At 42.3% G+C, this 17,581-nt stretch carries 18 protein-coding genes and 1 riboswitch; of the genes, 15 read left to right on the plus strand and 3 right to left on the minus strand.

Translation table 11 applies throughout. From position 1 onward, the window contains the following. Nucleotides 1-90: 90 nt before the first annotated feature. From CR194_RS05465 to CR194_RS05475, 3 genes are all read left to right on the plus strand, one after another. Nucleotides 91-1,896, plus strand: coding sequence for an L-lactate permease (locus CR194_RS05465; protein ID WP_233254239.1), 1,806 nt, complete (start codon nucleotides 91-93; stop codon nucleotides 1,894-1,896). 203 nt (nucleotides 1,897-2,099) lie between these two features. After that, nucleotides 2,100-2,603, plus strand: coding sequence for a hypothetical protein (locus CR194_RS05470; protein ID WP_110608596.1), 504 nt, complete (start codon nucleotides 2,100-2,102; stop codon nucleotides 2,601-2,603). Nucleotides 2,604-2,822: 219 nt separating this feature from the next. Beyond that, complete coding sequence (locus tag CR194_RS05475) at nucleotides 2,823-3,161, plus strand: hypothetical protein (RefSeq protein WP_110608597.1); 339 nt, start codon at nucleotides 2,823-2,825, stop codon at nucleotides 3,159-3,161. 45 nt (nucleotides 3,162-3,206) lie between these two features. Here CR194_RS05475 and CR194_RS20195 read toward each other — a convergent pair whose 3' ends face one another. Next, entirely contained in the window at nucleotides 3,207-3,362 is a 156-nt protein-coding gene (locus CR194_RS20195; protein WP_158282177.1) for a hypothetical protein, read from the minus strand. 289 nt (nucleotides 3,363-3,651) lie between these two features. On the opposite strand from CR194_RS20195, the gene CR194_RS05480 reads away from it, so the two are divergent. Beyond that, nucleotides 3,652-5,589, plus strand: coding sequence for an ATP-dependent DNA helicase (locus CR194_RS05480; RefSeq protein ID WP_110608598.1), 1,938 nt, complete (start codon nucleotides 3,652-3,654; stop codon nucleotides 5,587-5,589). A gap of 28 nt (nucleotides 5,590-5,617) precedes the next feature. After that, complete coding sequence (locus CR194_RS05485) at nucleotides 5,618-6,004, plus strand: GIY-YIG nuclease family protein (RefSeq protein ID WP_110608599.1); 387 nt, start codon at nucleotides 5,618-5,620, stop codon at nucleotides 6,002-6,004. Nucleotides 6,005-6,050: 46 nt separating this feature from the next. Here the strand turns inward: CR194_RS05485 and CR194_RS05490 are convergent, their stop codons facing one another. Further along, entirely contained in the window at nucleotides 6,051-6,428 is a 378-nt protein-coding gene (locus tag CR194_RS05490) for a potassium channel family protein (protein ID WP_110608600.1), read from the minus strand. Between the two features lie 599 nt (nucleotides 6,429-7,027). Here CR194_RS05490 and CR194_RS05495 point away from each other — a divergent pair. The 5 genes from CR194_RS05495 (at nucleotide 7,028) to CR194_RS05515 (ending at nucleotide 11,964) form a co-directional block, all read left to right on the plus strand. Next, nucleotides 7,028-8,179, plus strand: coding sequence for a glucose-1-phosphate adenylyltransferase (locus CR194_RS05495; RefSeq protein WP_110608601.1), 1,152 nt, complete (start codon nucleotides 7,028-7,030; stop codon nucleotides 8,177-8,179). A 169-nt stretch (nucleotides 8,180-8,348) separates the two neighbouring features. Next, entirely contained in the window at nucleotides 8,349-9,041 is a 693-nt protein-coding gene (locus tag CR194_RS05500) for a Rossmann-fold NAD(P)-binding domain-containing protein (RefSeq protein ID WP_110608602.1), read from the plus strand. 239 nt (nucleotides 9,042-9,280) lie between these two features. Beyond that, the gene (locus CR194_RS05505) at nucleotides 9,281-10,081 is read left to right on the plus strand and encodes a GDSL-type esterase/lipase family protein (RefSeq protein WP_110608603.1); all 801 of its coding nucleotides are present in this window, start codon (nucleotides 9,281-9,283) and stop codon (nucleotides 10,079-10,081) included. Further along, nucleotides 10,074-10,991: an ABC transporter ATP-binding protein gene (locus tag CR194_RS05510; RefSeq protein ID WP_110608604.1), complete on the plus strand. Its 918-nt coding sequence runs from the start codon at nucleotides 10,074-10,076 to the stop codon at nucleotides 10,989-10,991. The genes CR194_RS05505 and CR194_RS05510 overlap by 8 nt, the downstream gene beginning before the upstream one ends. Beyond that, nucleotides 10,984-11,964, plus strand: coding sequence for an ABC transporter permease (locus CR194_RS05515; RefSeq protein ID WP_110608605.1), 981 nt, complete (start codon nucleotides 10,984-10,986; stop codon nucleotides 11,962-11,964). The genes CR194_RS05510 and CR194_RS05515 overlap by 8 nt, the downstream gene beginning before the upstream one ends. A gap of 230 nt (nucleotides 11,965-12,194) precedes the next feature. On the opposite strand, the gene CR194_RS20490 is transcribed toward CR194_RS05515, so the two are convergent. After that, nucleotides 12,195-12,503: a hypothetical protein gene (locus tag CR194_RS20490; RefSeq protein ID WP_233254240.1), complete on the minus strand. Its 309-nt coding sequence runs from the start codon at nucleotides 12,501-12,503 to the stop codon at nucleotides 12,195-12,197. A 93-nt stretch (nucleotides 12,504-12,596) separates the two neighbouring features. Between CR194_RS20490 and CR194_RS05525 the strand changes: the two genes are divergently transcribed. The 5 genes from CR194_RS05525 to CR194_RS05545 all read left to right on the plus strand — a co-directional run bounded on the left by CR194_RS05525 (nucleotide 12,597) and on the right by CR194_RS05545 (nucleotide 17,484). Then, complete coding sequence (locus CR194_RS05525; RefSeq protein WP_110608606.1) at nucleotides 12,597-13,178, plus strand: vWA domain-containing protein; 582 nt, start codon at nucleotides 12,597-12,599, stop codon at nucleotides 13,176-13,178. A gap of 327 nt (nucleotides 13,179-13,505) precedes the next feature. Further along, entirely contained in the window at nucleotides 13,506-14,339 is an 834-nt protein-coding gene (locus CR194_RS05530; RefSeq protein ID WP_110608607.1) for a SurA N-terminal domain-containing protein, read from the plus strand. A gap of 111 nt (nucleotides 14,340-14,450) precedes the next feature. Next, nucleotides 14,451-14,531: riboswitch (ZMP/ZTP riboswitch) on the plus strand. 141 nt (nucleotides 14,532-14,672) lie between these two features. Then, nucleotides 14,673-15,872, plus strand: coding sequence for a phosphoglycerate dehydrogenase (locus CR194_RS05535; protein ID WP_110608608.1), 1,200 nt, complete (start codon nucleotides 14,673-14,675; stop codon nucleotides 15,870-15,872). Between the two features lie 42 nt (nucleotides 15,873-15,914). After that, a complete protein-coding gene (locus CR194_RS05540) occupies nucleotides 15,915-16,208 on the plus strand; it encodes a pentapeptide repeat-containing protein (RefSeq protein WP_110608609.1) in 294 nt (97 codons plus the stop codon). Between the two features lie 28 nt (nucleotides 16,209-16,236). Next, complete coding sequence (locus tag CR194_RS05545; protein WP_110608610.1) at nucleotides 16,237-17,484, plus strand: M20/M25/M40 family metallo-hydrolase; 1,248 nt, start codon at nucleotides 16,237-16,239, stop codon at nucleotides 17,482-17,484. Nucleotides 17,485-17,581 lie beyond the last annotated feature (97 nt).

A 17,581-nucleotide genomic window follows, 5' to 3' on the forward strand; every position in this document is an offset into this window, starting at 1 on the left:
AGGTGCAGTAAATTGGTAGCGTTTACATTTTGCTAGACACCATGACGAGACATAAAGAACAAAATACTTTTTTATGTCTGGGGGAGTTTTGTGGACTTTATAACGGGAAATTTAACCGTCTTGTCTTTATTGGCTCTAACACCGATTGCTGTTGTTTTTATTTTTCTAGTTGTGTTAAACTGGCCGGCTAAAAAAGCCATGCCACTGGCACTTTTTGTAACAGCTCTATTAGCATATGTTGTTTGGGGAGCAGAGCTGAGTCAAGTTGGTGGGGCGATGGTACACGGTATTGTCAAAGCTCTTGAGATTCTGTTCATTGTTTTTGGAGCGATATTATTGTTAAACACGCTCAAAGAAAGTGGTGCGTTACAAACGATCCGCCAAGGTTTCGTCGATGTATCGCCGGATCGGAGAGTTCAGGCCATCATTATTGCCTGGCTGTTTGGCTCGTTCATTGAAGGAGCGGCAGGCTTTGGAACACCTGCAGCGATTGCGGCTCCACTCCTGGTTGCAATAGGATTCCCTGCCATGAGTGCCGTTGTCGTTGCCTTAATCATCCAAAGTACTCCCGTTTCGTTTGGGGCGATCGGTACCCCAATGCTCGTTGGTGTTCAAACAGGACTGTCCGGCCAAGACAACGTCATGGCCGCAATCGGAGACACTTCACTTCTTGAATATGTGACACAGATTGGCGCACAAGTAGCGATGACCCATGGGATCGCTGGTATTCTAGTTCCATTATTAATGGCGGGCATTCTGACTCGTTTCTTTGGGAGAAATAAATCGTTTGCGGAAGGATTTAAAATATGGCCGTTCGCGATTTTTGCTGCTGTTTCCTTTATCGTACCTTACTACTTATTCGCCTTATTCCTCGGACCTGAATTCCCTTCATTACTCGGTGGATTAGTCGGTCTGATGATCGTTGTTCCTGCCGCAAAGGCTGGATTTTTACAACCTGACAAGTCCGAATATTTCGACTTCGAAGATCGCAGCAAATGGGCGCCAGAATGGATTGGTGAACTTCAAGATGCTGCAACAAAAGAAGTCATTGGCGAGAGAATGGGGATGTTACGAGCGTGGAGCCCGTATATCATTGTGGCCGCGTTGCTGATTATTACTCGGACCGTTGATGCAGTCGGAGGTGCTCTCCAACACCCTAGTGTGGTCTTAGTAATAGACAATATATTCGGTTCCGCTATTAGTACCAGTGCAGCACCTTTCTTCCTGCCAGGGTTTATCTTTCTCGTCGTCACAATAATTACCTATTTTACCCACAACATGAGACAAAGACCAGGTTCATACGGTCGAGCTTGGAAAGATTCTTTGAAAACGATTGTCGGTGCAGCGGCCGCGTTACTCTTTGCTGTTCCTATGGCTCAAGTTTTTCTTAACTCTGGTGGACCAGGTGTAGAGAGTATGCCGGTTATATTGGCGCAGGCTGTCTCCTCACTTGCCGGAGAAGCATGGCCGTTCTTCTCACCAATTATCGGTGCATTAGGAGCGTTCATAGCAGGAAGTAATACCGTTAGTAACATGATGTTCTCCCACTTCCAGTTCACGACAGCCGAAGAGATCGGTTTAGGATCAGCCGGTGCCGCCATCATTGTTTCCTTGCAAGCTGTCGGTGGTGCTGCCGGGAATATGATTACAGTTCATAACGTCGTAGCAGCTTCTGCAACAGTAGGGCTTCTTGGAAAAGAAGGATTAATTATTCGTAAAACTCTTATTCCAATGACCTACTATTTATTAGTCGTTGGTTGCTTAGGAATGGCCTTTGTCGCTGGTGGTTTCAGTTTGTGGTACATCGCAGCCCTTGCCATTGCGATCATCACAATTCTCATCCTCCGTGGCAACAGTGGCACTCCAATTGATCAAAATAAAAATTTAGGCGCTTAGTCAAAGACCGGAGGGACGGTTCTTGCGGTTCAATACCGTAGGGACGGTCCTTTTCGTTAGACAATTCTGACCTAACATCAACCACGAGAACCGTCCCCATGGTTGTGCGAAATTTGTAACATATCCGATGACCATAGTGAAATGTACTATGATAGAATCAATTTGCTAGATCCTAGCAAAAAATTGATAGAGGAGAGTTGCCAATGGGATTAGATATGTATTTAGTTTCGTTACCTAAAATTGAAGGAATGGATTATTATGAAGTCCATTCAGCTAGTGCAGATTTAGGAGAACTAGAAGAGGAACAAAATGAGATTTATCGAAAAATAAAACCACACATTAAACACTTTGAAGAGTTCGGCATGTCATGGAAAAGTCTGAGGGAAGAAGTAGCCTACTGGCGAAAAGCAAATCAGATTCACCATTGGTTTGTTGAAAACCTCCATAATGGGAACGATGAACCTTTGTTTACTGAGCTTGTTACAAAACAAAACTTGGAAGACCTTTATAACTTATGCGTAAAGGTTCTAGAAAACAGGAAAAATCCCCAAGATTCTCTACCATCAATGCCTGGCCCTTTCTTCGGTTACTACTCGTATGATGACTTCTATTACTATCAGATTGAGGAGACGAAATCCATCTTAGAAGACCTCCTGAATCACTTCGATTTTGATTCCCACTATTTAATGTACCAGTGCTCCTGGTAAAACCACCGCCCTTCCAATCACTTGATACCAACTTTTACCACTACACTTCAAACAAATCAACTTTTTTCACACGATGATTTCAGTGCATTTTTATGGCCAAAGGAAATCGATCCCCCCTGTAATGCCTCAATGGACTCATAAGATTTTTATAATAAATAGGGCCCTGCTCTCCCTAAAACTAGCAGAATACTACGATTTTTCACAAGAAGGGAAGTATAAATGGAAATTAAAAAAGCATTAGAAATGATCACTCTTTTATCAGATGGGATTGACCCGCAGACAGGAGAAGTATTCCCTGAAGAAAGCACATACCAAAATCCAGAGACAGTAAGAGCTCTCTTTATAGCGGTGAAAGGGCTAGAAAAATTGGAAATAAGCGAGAAACGGCAGAAAAGGCTGCCTGAAAACGCAGGGAAAGGGTGGGATGAAGAAGAGGAAGAATTACTGATTGAAGCCTTTGACAATGGTAAAACCATTAAAGAGCTGGCAGAGCTACATAAACGAACAAATAGCTCAATCAAAGCGCGATTAATCAAGCTAGAGAAAATTGCACAATGATAACTACATCACCAACCTGAGGAAGGATCACTTCTTCAGGTTTTTTTATTTGTAGGCAGTCTTATATTTTTTATTTTTGTGTTTGATTAAATGAGCTTCAGCTAACTCAATATCCTTTTTTTGCGTTTCAATAGGAGTTTTGAAATAAAAGGGCACAGGTCGATTTCCATATAATCTAATGATTTTTTTATCTTTTTCCATTCTTCTCCCCCTTAAATCATGCTGATTAACTGACGGCCAACTGCAAACTTCTTATTCTTAACCTATGGGAAAAGGTAGTCAAACATTCTAGACCGCGTCTATTTTTTCGGGAAGACCTTCGTTCTATGAACTTTTTCCCTAGTAAATTTCACAAAAAAATCAACCCAATCAATGGACATTTGCCAAAGAAACTCTGTACAATGGGGAAGGCGCGGGGCAGGTTTGCTAAAATAGTAGCGACCAAGGTTGAACCACAAGAACCGTCCCCCTGGAAGGAGAAACATTATTCATGGCACAATCAACTCCATTTACGATTTCAAAAACTGAAAATTTCTTTCAACGTCTCGGGGATTATGTAGGGGACGTCTTTTATGACGTGTTACCGGAACAAGGATACGAACTTCGTGACGAACAAATTTATATGGCATTTCAGCTTGAACAAGCATTCAAAAATAAATCCACCATTTTTGCAGAAGCAGGTGTTGGCACGGGGAAGACGTTTGTCTATCTTCTGTATGCGATTTGTTACGCCCGATATAAACGGAAGCCGGCGATTATTTCCTGTGCTGATGAAACATTAATCGAGCAGCTAGTAAAAGATGAGGGCGATATTAAAAAGCTCGAAAAAGCGCTCGGTCTTAAGATTGATGTCCGGTTGGCGAAGGCTCGAGAACAATACGTATGTATGAAAAAATTAGATCCATTGTCTAACAAAACAGACGATGAAGATATCCTTTCTGTCCACGACGAGATTCCTGATTTTGTTTACCAGCAAGGGGCATCGATGCAGACCTTTGAACGTTACGGGGATCGAAAAGAGTATCCGTGGGTTCCTAATGAAAAGTGGGAAAAAATCGCTTGGGATCCCCTTCAACAATGTTCTACGTGTGAGTGGCGTCACCGCTGCGCCCAAACGCTCCACCGCGAATATTATCGCCATGCAACGGATCTAATTATTTGCTCACACGACTTCTATATGGAACATGTGTGGACAGAAGAGTCCAGAAAACGGGAAGGACAGTTACCGTTATTACCAGAGGCCAGTTCCGTCGTTTTTGATGAAGGTCATTTATTGGAATTTGCAGCGCAAAAGGCGTTGACTTATCGTTTTCAATCACAAACGTTATCGACCATCTTAACAGGATACATGAACGAAGAAGTGAGAGAAGAATCATTGATGCTCATTGAAGAAATTTTAATGTATCACGATGAGTGGTTCGATTTATTAACGGAAACGGCGACGCTTGTGAAAGGCTCAAATCGTAAAGAAGTACCTAGGACGAAAAAAATGATGGACTTGGCGGCAAAATTAGATGAAAAAGCCCAGGCCCTACTAGAACAATTAGTCTTTGATTCAGAACTATTTACGATTGACGAGTACCACGTGAGAATTATCGAAGAGTACTTGGAGTTTTTCTCCTACGGGTTAACGACCTTGTTAAAAGACGATCAAGGCATTTATTGGCTAGAGGAAAATGAATCGCAAAGTTCCTTTGTGATCATGCCGCGCCTTGTGGAGGACGTTTTAAAGAAAGAAGTGTTCTCTCAAAAAATCCCGATCGTCTTCTCATCGGCCACGTTATCTCAAGCGGGTGACTTCAATTATATTTCCAACAGTCTAGGGATCAACCAGTATGATTCGTTTATCGTCGATTCACCCTTTGAGTACGAGGAGCAAATGACGATTCAAGGACATCTTCAGAAAACAGAATCGGATAAATGGGATACGATTGCGAGGGATTTAAACGGGAGCCAGGGGAAAACTTTAGTATTATTTTCTTCGAAGGAAGAGATGCGTCACTTTCGTAAATGGGCCGATCAACAGTCGTGGGACTTCACCGTCATGTACGAAGGAGATCGCGAAATTAGCGAAATGGTCAAGACTTTCCAGCTAGATGAAACGTCGGTCCTGTGTTCCTATCATTTATGGGAAGGCTTGGATGTCCCGGGTGAGTCCTTATCTCAAGTGATCATCTCGTCGTTGCCATTTCCTCCATTAGATCCTGTTTTCCAAGCAAAACGAAACCATTCGGCTCATCCGATTGAAGAAGTGGACATGCCATACATGATTCTTCGTCTCAGACAAGGCATTGGTCGCCTCGTGCGAACGAGCTCAGACAAAGGAAAGATTCACATTTGGATGAACGAAAAGGAGAAGATGGCTTATGAAGGACAGATTCAGCAGGTGCTACCTGTGAAATTGAATTGGCAGATTGAAGGATCCTGAATAATCTCCGTGAAAGGTTGAGTGTCGAATGGAAACGTTCACCGATCAAATCAACGAAGCTCATACGCTGTATGCGATCGAGATGCGAATGACTAGGGACGAAGAGATTACGATTGGAAAACTCGGGTCATTTTCATTTCACCAGGGGACTTATGTTTATGTAGGCAGTGCCAAGCGAAATATTCGGTCCAGAATAAGCAGGCATGTGACCCGGGAGAAGAAACATCGTTGGCACCTTGATTACCTACGTCCTTATGTTGACATTGTCGGTATTCAAACCTACCCTGGAAAAGAAGGAGAATGTCAGCTCTTTCAAAGGTTAATGAAAGATAATCAGGCGAGCGTTCCCGTTAAAGGATTTGGTTCGTCTGATTGCAAGTGTGTTTCGCATTTGTTTTATTATTCATTTGAATGACGAAGAAGCGTTGAGAGAAGATCTCACGCTTCTTTTTTTGGGCAATTTAACCGGGAGAACCGTCCCCGCGGTTAATTTTTTCTTTCTTCTTTTGTTTTACATCGATTCGACCTTGTTGGGTATATTCGTATATCTTAGTTACGAAGGCAACGATAATCCCAATTCCAGCAAATATATAAACGATCGTAAATACTTTCCCAAAATCGGTTTGGGGAGAGAAATCTCCATATCCGACCGTTGATAAGGTCGTGACACTGAAATAAAGGGCGTCTAAAATACGCAAGTTTTCGACGGTACTGTAAAAAATCGTTCCTGAGATCAGGGTCAAAATCGTTAAGGTCAATAGAACTTGAAACTCAGGTTCTTTTAGTCCCCGGATTATGGCTCGTAGCATTCGTTGTAACGTAATTAAAAAAGAAATCATGAAGCCTCAATCCTTTCAAATGAATTCAAAATAGCCGTCCCGGGAAAATCGGTTGTCTTTCTTAATTTATTATACCTCTCGCCAGCAAACCACTCTAGAGAAATAAAACAGCTAAGGATCTTAACTGATTATTTCCCGAATGTTCATTCTCTTTTCAATCATCTGAAATTCAAATCAACTTATATTGGCAAATCATCTTGTGGAAATGAACCACGACTGTTTTGTGGATTTTAGTTATTGGAACGTCATAACTATAAGAGTCGTCCCACCGGCCTAACCGCGAGAACCGTCCCCACGGTCACAAAGAAATAACGACAAAGGGGTTGCGATTCTTTGTTGTTTTTATCTAATGAAAGAAGTTGCTCGATAAGAAGAGAACGTTTTGTCATGAAAGGTCAATAAACGTCAGAACTTTTCAATTTAAGAGGCTGTAATCCTATGATACGATTAATGCATTGTTGCTAATAAAAGAAAATTACAGGAAGAATGAGAGAGCTACTTTTTCAAAAAGGCATGGATGAGTGGAACGGTTTGTAATAGAGCTCTCTAAAACAGCGGTAACGGTCTATCATTCTATGAGAGTAAAATTGGAGGATTTCATGAAAAAAAGACAATGTGTAGCGATGCTGTTAGCTGGTGGCAAGGGTTCGAGATTAAAGGAATTAACGGATACGATTGCTAAGCCGGCGGTGCCCTTTGGAGGGAAATATCGGATCATTGATTTCACCCTAAGTAACTGTCAAACATCGGGTATTCAGACGGTAGGTTTGTTAACACAATACTCTCCTCATACATTACAGAATTACATTGGAAGAGGAGAAGCGTGGGGGTTCGATCGAAAACAGGGAGGTTTAACGATTCTCCCGCCTTACCAATGCAAAAATACGGACCATTGGTATGAAGGAACGGCTCATGCGGTTTATCAAAATTTGGACTACATTGAACAATATGACCCAGAACATGTTCTGATCATTTCAGGGGATCACATTTACAAGATGGATTATACAGAAATGCTTGAAAGCCACATTCAATCTCAGGCTGACGCCACGGTTTCTGTAAAGCCCGTTCCTTGGAATGAAGCTAGCAGGTTCGGTGTCATTCGCACAGATGACACAAATAGAATTAAAGATTTTGAAGAAAAACCAGAGTATCCCACGTCAAATTTAGCCTCTATGGGCGTTTATATTTTCAAGTGGTCCGTTTTAAAACAATTATTGATCGAAGAAGAAAAAAATGAATTCTCCACGAAAGACTTTGGTAAAGATATTCTCCCAAGAATGCTCCAGGATCAACGACCTTTATTTGCATATCCCTTCCATGGCTATTGGAAAGATGTTGGAACATTAGAGAGTTACTGGGAAGCGAACATGGACTTACTAAATAAAGAATCGAACATTTTTTTATCAACGAAAGAAATCGATGTAAATACAGTCGAACAAAGCTATCCTCCACAATATATTGATCACGCTGCCACAGTTAAACAAAGCTTGCTCAGCGAAGGCAATGAAGTGTATGGCGAGGTTGATCATTCTGTTCTTTTCGGAGGGGTGAAAATCGGTCTGGGAGCCAAGGTAAGAAACTCGGTCATCTTACCCAATGCGGTGATTGGAGATCATGCTGTCATTGATCATGCAATCATCGGAGAAAACGTATTTATTCCAACATATTGTGAGGTAGGCTCTCCTAAGAGTGACATTGTCTTGATAGGGAAATCATTGATGGAAGAAAGTAAAATGCATAGTATCAGATAAAGGAATAAAAACCACTTCGATCGTCCTGAAGTGGTTTTTGTCTATGTGGAAAAATCATAGAGATAATGTCATCATATGTTTAAAGGTATATGAAATTGTTCAATAATCACTATTGCATCCGCATTATTAAGGGCAAAAGACACCGATTAATATGAAGGAGGAAAACATGATGGAAAAGACGTGGGGAATCGTTGGGATTGGTCGATTAGGTAAAGCGATCCTTACTCAATGTGAACAACCTACAGGAATTTATCATCCGGATACTGCAAAAGCTGAAACCGTAAGTAAGGACTATTCTCACGCTGAAACGATGGGAAAGAAAGACTTAACTCAATTAGATTATTTAATATTAGCCCTCCCAGCAAAACAAATCATCCCTTTTATTCATGAATGTGAATCTGAAGGGTACCCGTTAAATAAGGCTGTCTTGCTAAATGTAGCGACCACGATGCCGACTGCACAACTAAATGAGGCGTTCCCTCATCTTACTTTTATAGGCATGAAATTTGTTGGCCATTCTGAGAATTTAATGAGTAACGGAAACGGCCTGTTTGTAACGGACCAGAAGGTGATAGACAAGAAAGAATATGAAAACATCCTTCACCGTTTTTCACAGTTAGGTCAAGTCGTGGCAGATGACGAGTCAACCGTTGAAGAAGTGAATAAAATGGCTACCTATTATGCCGTGAAGGCTGCGAAAGATTTAGAAGAGAAGATGACCGAACAAGGTTTTCCAGAAATATATAGAAAGCATTGTTTACGATCCATCTTGCCAGAAGTGATTCGAGTTTATTCAAAAGGAAACATCGGTCAATTTGTTCAAGAGATCGTCGATGAACTGGAAAATGAACGTAATAACTAAGCTTACGACTCTATAAATCTCCTATTTATAACGTTCAACGCCTATCCTTCATCGAAGGATAGGCTATTTTATTTGCTGTCTTATAAGGGTTATTTTCTGTCAATAAAGGAGGCATATGATACTATAGAATTACAAATCAAACAAACGTCCGTTCCCGTCCGGGCCTTGGTGACCAGCTTATATAAGAGTGAGTACATCCAAAGAAATCAAACATAACACGATTAACAGGGGATGAGTGTATGAAAATGAATTTAGTGACCGTGGTTGCCAGTCTTTCAATCGTAGCTACAATCGTCTGGATCATCGGTCTTGGGATGACGATCAATGATCAACTGTTACAAGAATCTTCAGCTGGTTCGCCACCCGCTTCCACTTCTGATGAAGCAGAACAATCGAGTGATACGTTCCTGTTAGCACTAGGAGACTCTCTTACTCGGGGAACAGGAGACTTGCAAGGGCAAGGGTATGTGACGTATTTACTGGACGAGTTAAAATCGAGAAGCGACCAGTCGATCCAACTATCTAATCTTGCAGTCAGGGGATATACCTCAGAAGAACTGTTAAATCAGCTCGAGCAAACGGAAATTCAAAGGCAAATCGCCCAAGCGGACATGATCTTCATGACAATTGGTGGAAATGATTTGTTTCAAGGTGGCCAAGCACTGAGCGTAGACTCTGCTTTTATTATTGAGAATTCGACAGAAACGTATTTGGAGAACCTCGAAGAGATTTACAGCGCGATCGAGAGTGCCAACGGTGATACGACGGTCTATCATCTGGGACTGTATAACCCATTCAATCAGTTAGACGGGGCGGAGATGACATCGAGCGCCGTGCGCAATTGGAATAATGAATCTGCTGAAATAGCAGCTAAATTCGATCACGTTGTGTTCGTTCCTACTTACGACCTCTTTCAATTAGACGTGAACGACTTTATATATAGCGATCAGTTTCACCCGAACAACGAAGGCTACCAGTTGATTGGCCGACGTCTTGCGGCTCTAATTACATTGAACGAGGGAGGCGAGGGCGATGAATAGTCAGCCATCAACTTTAGTGGTGAAAAACCTTTGTAAAGATATTGGAAAAAAGAACATCATTAAAAACATTTCTTTCGAATTAAAGGAAGGGGAGGTCTTCGGTTTTTTGGGGCCTAATGGATCTGGAAAAACAACGACGGTCCGTATGTTAGTAGGATTAATCAAACCTACTTCAGGCGAGGTGTACATTTATGGCCACAATTTGCAACAAGAATTTATTCAAGCGATCGACCATATCGGCGTTATCGTTGAAAATCCAGAACTCTATCCTTATTTATCAGGCTGGGAGAATTTGGAGCAGTTCGCCCGGATGGTCCCTCGAATTGAACAGGCTAGATTGCTAGAAGTGGTCGATCTTGTCGGTCTCCAAAACCGGATTCATGATACGGTCAAAACGTATTCCCTGGGAATGAGGCAACGGTTAGGGATCGCTCAGGCCTTGCTCGGAAACCCTAAAGTGCTTATCCTCGATGAACCGACCAATGGTCTTGATCCCGGTGGCATTAGAGAAATGAGAGAGTTTATTCGTACGCTTGCTGAACGAGATAACATTAGTATCCTCGTCTCTTCTCATTTATTGAGTGAAATTCAATTGATGTGCGATCGTGTGGCGATCATTTCGAAAGGACAAATCATCACCGTTGATTCTGTGGAACACCTTTTGGCCGAGAAGGAGCGTGTGTGGTGGAAGCTTGATCCGATGTCCATAGGCAAAACCATTGTATCTGAAAAAATGAAGATTGTAGCTGAACATGAAGACGTCCTTATTAGCCATTACGATGGAGAGAGCATTGCGAACATCAACGAAAAACTTGTTCATGCTGGGGTGAACGTTCACGGGATTGAGATCAAATTGCCCACATTAGAAGATCTGTTTATTGAACTGACAGGGGGCGAAACGATTGATTAATCTCGTTCATAATGAGCTGATTAAGCTTGTCCGTAAAAAAAGATTGTACGTCGTTATTGCGATACTTGCCGTTCTCGTCTGTTTGTTCACCTATGCCCAAATGAAACAAGTGGAATCGATGCAAGAGCGACTAGGAACGTTGGACTGGCGCACTGAACTTCAACAAGAGATTACCAATACACAGAACCGGCTAAATTCAAGCGGGATTTCCGATGAATGGCGTGGCTATTTGCAAATCCAAGTGAGTCAGCAAGAATATTATTTGGAGCAAGATATTAATCCAAGCGCTCCCGGAGCCCCAACTTTTATGCGTGTGTTTATTGAAAATGCTATAGACCTCGTATTGCCACTGTTAGTCGTTGTGGTGGTAGCGGACCTTGTTTCTTCCGAGTCCAGTGCAGGAACAATCAAAATGCTGTTGACAAGACCAGTGAAGCGATGGCGAATTTTGTTAAGCAAGTTTTTGACGATGGTTTTTTCTGTGTCTTTTATTGTGTTGTCCATGGGGGTCTTATCATACGTGATTTCTGGAGCCGTATTTGGCTATTCAGGTTGGAGCTTGCCGATCTTAACTGGGTTTGCCGTTGAAGGAGAAGAACTTGTCACGACCAATGTGCGCTTAATTGAACAATGGGAATACATTCTCATGGAGCTTGGATTATCATGGTTTGTAGGGATCACCGTCGGGGCAATCACGTTGATGCTTTCCGTTCTTATGCGCAGCACAGCAGCAGTGATGGGTGTTATGCTAGCCGCCTTGATTTCCGGCGCCATCTTGTCCAACATGGTCTCTTCTTGGGAAACGGCCAAGTATTTTTTCATGGTCAATCTACGTGTGACGAATTATATTAGCGGGATGGGAGCACCGATCGAAGGCATGACCCTAGGTTTTTCGTTAATGGTCCTGACCGTATGGGGGCTAGTAGCTCTCCTTGTCGCTTTCATTACATTCACTAGGAAAGATGTCTATTAAAAAACAACGGTCTTCACAGAGACGGAAGTTTAATAACTGTCCCTACCGCGTCAACGGCTTCTGATCGAAATAGTCTAGAGCTTGGTTCACGTCATCGATGTCGTAGATGCTCTTCTCTAGACAAAACTGGATGACTAAGTCGCTCGTATGACAGGATGATAATGAATGCCCACCTGAGCTGAGTAGATCTTCTACTTGCTGTTGGTTTAACTCTAAAGCAAAAGCAAGAGCTAATATAGTGTTTTTACCAGGCCGGTAATTGGGGTTGGAGCGTATTTTCGAAAAATGCTTCCGATCCAGTCCGGCCTTTTTGTATATGTCTGGGTCACTGAGCCCTTTTTTGTCAATGAACCGAAACAACATCTGATTCCAAGAGGGCTGCCGTTTTTTTCAATAAAGTCTTCTAAATCGGTCAGCGTCCTCTCTTCTTCGATTCTCTCTTCTGAAAACTTCTCATTTTCATACAAGAGAAACTCAACCCCGTTAAGATGTTCTTCCAAATATGTTTCTAGTTCTTTAAGAATCTTGTGATCAAGCATTTCTTCAACCTCCCTGGAATGTCGCTTTCAAGGCGACCTATTCGTAGATCATCTTAGCTATGATTATATCAATAACAAAGGAGGATGATGAAGATGAATAACCAACGAACTGAAATTGTATTCTTACTAGACCGAAGTGGATCCATGGCTGGACTGGAGCGGGACACCGTTGGAGGTTTCAATGCGTTTATTACACAACAGTGCAAGCATGAAGGAGAGACGACCCTGACGACCGTTTTGTTTGATGATCATTATGAAATTCTCTGGAATGGTGTATCTGCAAACGAAGTGACTCTAACAGAAAAGGAGTATTATGTTAGAGGCACTACCGCTCTCTTGGATTCCATAGGAAAAACAATTCTTGAAGTGGGTGCACGATTGTCAAAAACAAAAGAGGAGGAACGCCCTGGAAAGATGATCATGGTCATTACTACCGATGGAATGGAGAACGCGAGCCGCGAGTTCACCTATGAGAAAGTAAAAGAATTGATCCATCATCAGCAAACGAAATACAATTGGGAGTTTATTTTCATGGGCGCAAACATTGATGCTGCGAAAGAGGCAGGAAACATGGGGGTTTCAAGGGACAGTGCCTTCTCATTTGAAGCATCGTCTAAAGGTGTAGACAAGATGTATGAACAGGTTTGTGAAGTCGTGTCCGAAAAAAGAATCTAATTATACGTCTTTTTGGCGGGGGGCTACTACATAGAGCATCCCCGCCCCTCATTTCTTATATGAGATGTGATAAGAGGATATTACACACTTTTACAACGTTAGTTCGTGATGGACATTGTTCAAAACAAAAATGACACTAATAAAGCATGCTGAAAAGGATGAGAATGGCGCTCATCTTCATTTCAAAAAAAACAGCACATGATTATAAAGATGACGTTTAGAGATAAGATGTTCGTACATGGTGTTTTAATATCGTACATATGAGTTTACATGGAATATTGTTATGTTAGAATATTCACCAAGATCTATTTGAAAGGGGAATGACGAATGAAGAAAAAATGGTTATCAGCACTAACTCTCGCTGCTACGGTATCAGTAGTAGCTGCTTGCGGAAATGACAATGAACCCAATGAAGGAAATACTGAAGGAAACAATAATAATGAGGCTACTGAAACGCAACAAGAAGAGCCTGCTGAAGATAATGAATCTGCAAACGAAGTTGCAATGGAAGGCGAAGAAGGTGCTCAGCCAGATATGCCTGAACCAGATTTAGAAGGCATTCCGGATGTTGTTGCGGAAGTGAATGGGGAAGAGATTTCAGGTGAAGAGTTTGAAGCAACTTACTCTGGACAATTCCAGCAAATGACGATGCAAATGCAAATGACCGGCGAGGAGGTTGATCAAGAGCAGTTAAAAGCGCAAACAGTAGAAGAAATGATCGGAACAGAGCTTCTTATCCAAGAAGCAAACAGCGGTGGCTATGATGCTACAGAAGAAGACATCAACGAAACCTTAGATGAAATCGCAGCTCAAAGCGGTATGGAATCTCAAGATCAATTCCTAGCCGCATTAGAAGATCAAGGCATGGATGAAGAAGAAGTCATGTCTCAAGTTGAAACGCAAGTGAAGATCGATCAATTGCTTGCCAGCGAAACAGGTGACGCTGAACCTTCAGATGAAGAACTTGAACAACTTTACGATGAAATGGTCGCTCAACAAGAACAAATGGGTGGAGCAGAAGGTGAAGAAACGGAAATTCCATCATTTGAAGAAATGAAACCTGAACTAGAAAACCATGTTCAAGCTGAAAAAGAAGCTGAAGCCGCTCAAACGCTCGTAGAAGACTTACGAGAAGATGCTGATGTAACGGTTCATTTATAATTTTTTTGCATCAAAACATTGGTTACCTCGATAGAAAAAATAATTAAATTGATTTTTCTGAATTTAAACCTTGTAGCTAGGGTTAGAATCTGTTATTATGAGAGAAATCAAAAGGCTATGTGTAACTGGCGAACACGGATGACCGTGAGGGAGCACATAGTTATCGTATAGCCGTTCGCCTGGGCAAAGGTAAGGGATTAACTTCCCTTGCCTTTTTCTGCTTATTTTTAGGGGGGATCGCTGAAAGAATATACTTAATATAGCTCGTTTTAAGAGAATGGGATGAAACAGATCAAGGAATTGACTATCAGACAACCAGAGGAGAGATTTTTAATGAGTACACTAACATTAGATCAGACAAAAACAATTAAAACGTTAAACAATATTGCCGATACAGGATTGAATGTATTTAATCAAGGCGACTATACCATTGATAATGATAGTGAAAACCCCGACGCTATCGTGGTTCGCAGTTTCAATATGCACAGTTTGGATTTAAATAGCAACTTAAAAGCCATTGCCCGGGCAGGAGCAGGTGTAAACAATATTCCAGTTGACCAGTGCACAGAGCGAGGAATAGCTGCGTTTAATACGCCTGGAGCTAATGCCAATGCCGTAAAAGAACTTGTGTTAACGACCTTAATGGCCTCTTCAAGAAATCTGTTTGCCGGATTATCTTGGGTGAAAACGTTGGAAGGCGAAGGGGATGAAATCTCCAAGCAAGTAGAATTAGGCAAGAAGCAATTTGTTGGAAAAGAAATAAAAGGTAAAACGTTAGGCGTTATTGGGTTAGGAGCGATTGGCGCCCTCGTGGCGAATGATGCCCTCAACTTAGATATGGAAGTCATTGGATTTGACCCGTTCATCTCTGTAAATACGGCTTGGAACTTATCACGAAATGTCCATCGTGCCATGACCATTGAACAGGTTTTTGCCCATTCCGACTACATTACCGTACACGTGCCATTAACAGATGACACGAAAGAAATGTTTAACGAAAAAACGTTCAGCTTAATGAAACCTGACGTTCATATTTTAAATTTCTCACGTGATGGTCTAATCAATGATCAAGATATGGCTGCTGCTCTCGAACTTGGAAAAGTGGGTAAGTACATTACCGATTTTCCAAACGACCAAGTGCTGAAAATGAAGAATGCCGTTCCAATTCCTCACCTAGGTGCTTCAACGAAGGAGTCAGAGGAAAACTGTGCGATTATGGCAGCCCGCCAAGTGAAGGAATTTCTAGAAACCGGTAATATTAAAAACTCAGTGAACTTTCCCAATGCATCGTTGCCTTATACAGGAAAGCGTCGAGTGACTGCTTTTCATAAAAATGTCCCGAACATGGTAGGTCAAATCTCTTCTGCGATCTCCAACTGCAACTTGAATATCGCAGACATGGTTAACAGAAGCCGAGGAGATTATGCGTATACGATGATCGATATCGATAGTGAAGTAAACGGAGACATCATTCCTGGTCTGGAAGAACAAATCAAACAAATCGAAGGAATTGTCACCGTCCGAACGATTTAGCACAGAGTGAAAGTTTAGTTTGTTAGTTTAAAAGACTTCGTCATGGATGATCCTCTGAACCCCAGTTCAGAGGATTTTTTGAGGGTTCCGCGAACCGAGGTTCCAGGAACCGACGTCACCGGAACCGACGTCACCGGAACCGACGTCACCGGAACCGACGTCACCGGAACCGACGTCACCGGAACCGACGTCACCGGAACCGACGTCACCGGAACCGACGTCACCGGAACCGACGTCACCGGAACCGACGTCACCGGAACCGACGTCACCGGAACCGACGTCACCGGAACCGACCAGAACACTATTAACCAACCATGCTATTATTTGATACAATAAAAGACAAACAGACACAAGGTGGGATTCGATGAGCGAAGCGATTTTAGATAAAGAGATTAAAAAAGTTTATGAGTCACTCTTGAAACAAACAGTGGTAAAAGATAGTCTTACATTTATTAAAAGCGAGAATGAACATACGTTAGAAGAGCAAATAGACTTGACAGAGATCCCTGCACCGACATTTCAAGAAAAACAAAAAGGTGTGGAGTATAAAAAAAGGTTAGAGCTATTAGGCTTAGAAGGTGTACATACGGATGAAACAGGTAATGTTTTTGGTGTAAGGCGAGGAACAGGGAATGGACCAACGTTGGTTGTGTGTGCTCATTTAGACACCGTGTTTCCTGAAGGCACCGATGTAAAAACGACAAGAAAAGATGGGAAGGTTTACGGCCCAGGGATTTCAGATGACGGGAGAGGCCTGACGGCTGTTTTGACGATTCTTCGGACCCTTCAAAACTTCAATGTTGAAACAGAGGGAGATATCCTCTTTGGTGCAACGGTTGGTGAAGAAGGACTAGGAGACTTAAACGGAGTGAAGGCCTTCTTCAATCAGCGTAACGATATCGATGGGTTTATCTCCATTGAACCCGGTTCACCATCTCGAACGATCTACTTAGGGACAGGTAGTCGAAGGTATTCTGTCACGTATCGGGGGCCTGGCGGGCATAGCTTTGGTGAATTTGGCTTACCAAGTGCGATCCATGCCTGTGGACGGGCCGTAGCGAAGATTTCAGCTATTGTCCCACCAGAAGATCCGAAAACGACGTTTACAGTCGGGACCATTTCTGGAGGAACCTCTGTTAATACGATTGCAGGCGAAGCGAACATGCTGATTGATTTACGTTCCATCTCTCCCGAAGAGTTAACCAAGTTAGAAGAGAAGGTTCTAGGTATTATTAATGAGGCAGCTGACGAAGAAAACAAACGGTGGGACACAGACACGATAACGGTAGAAAGCAAACTAGTAGGCGACCGACCCGCTGGTTCCCAATCGGAGGACGCACCAATCGTCCAAGCGGCCTTGGCCGCGACGGATGCCGTCGGTTATCAACCGGCTCTAGCAGGACCCACCAGTACAGATTCCAATGTTCCAATCAGTTTAGGAATTCCGGCCGTAACTTTAGGAGGGGGAGGCCAATTTGGCGGCGTTCATACTCTTGATGAATATTTTGATCCCACAGATTCTTACTACGGACCTCAACAAATCTTATTGACTGTTTTAGGATTGGTCGGCTTAAAAGATGTGAATAAACCTTTGTTGAAAAAACGATCATAGTTTAAATTTTCCCAGAAACTCTTCAAACTTGGCAATAGCCTGTGTCGAGAAGCTGTTGAAGGCCAAGTCGAAATCATCTATAATAATGTTGACAAAC

The organism is Salipaludibacillus keqinensis (genome assembly GCF_003226325.1).
Taxonomy (GTDB): Bacteria; Bacillota; Bacilli; order Bacillales; family Salisediminibacteriaceae; genus Salipaludibacillus; species Salipaludibacillus keqinensis.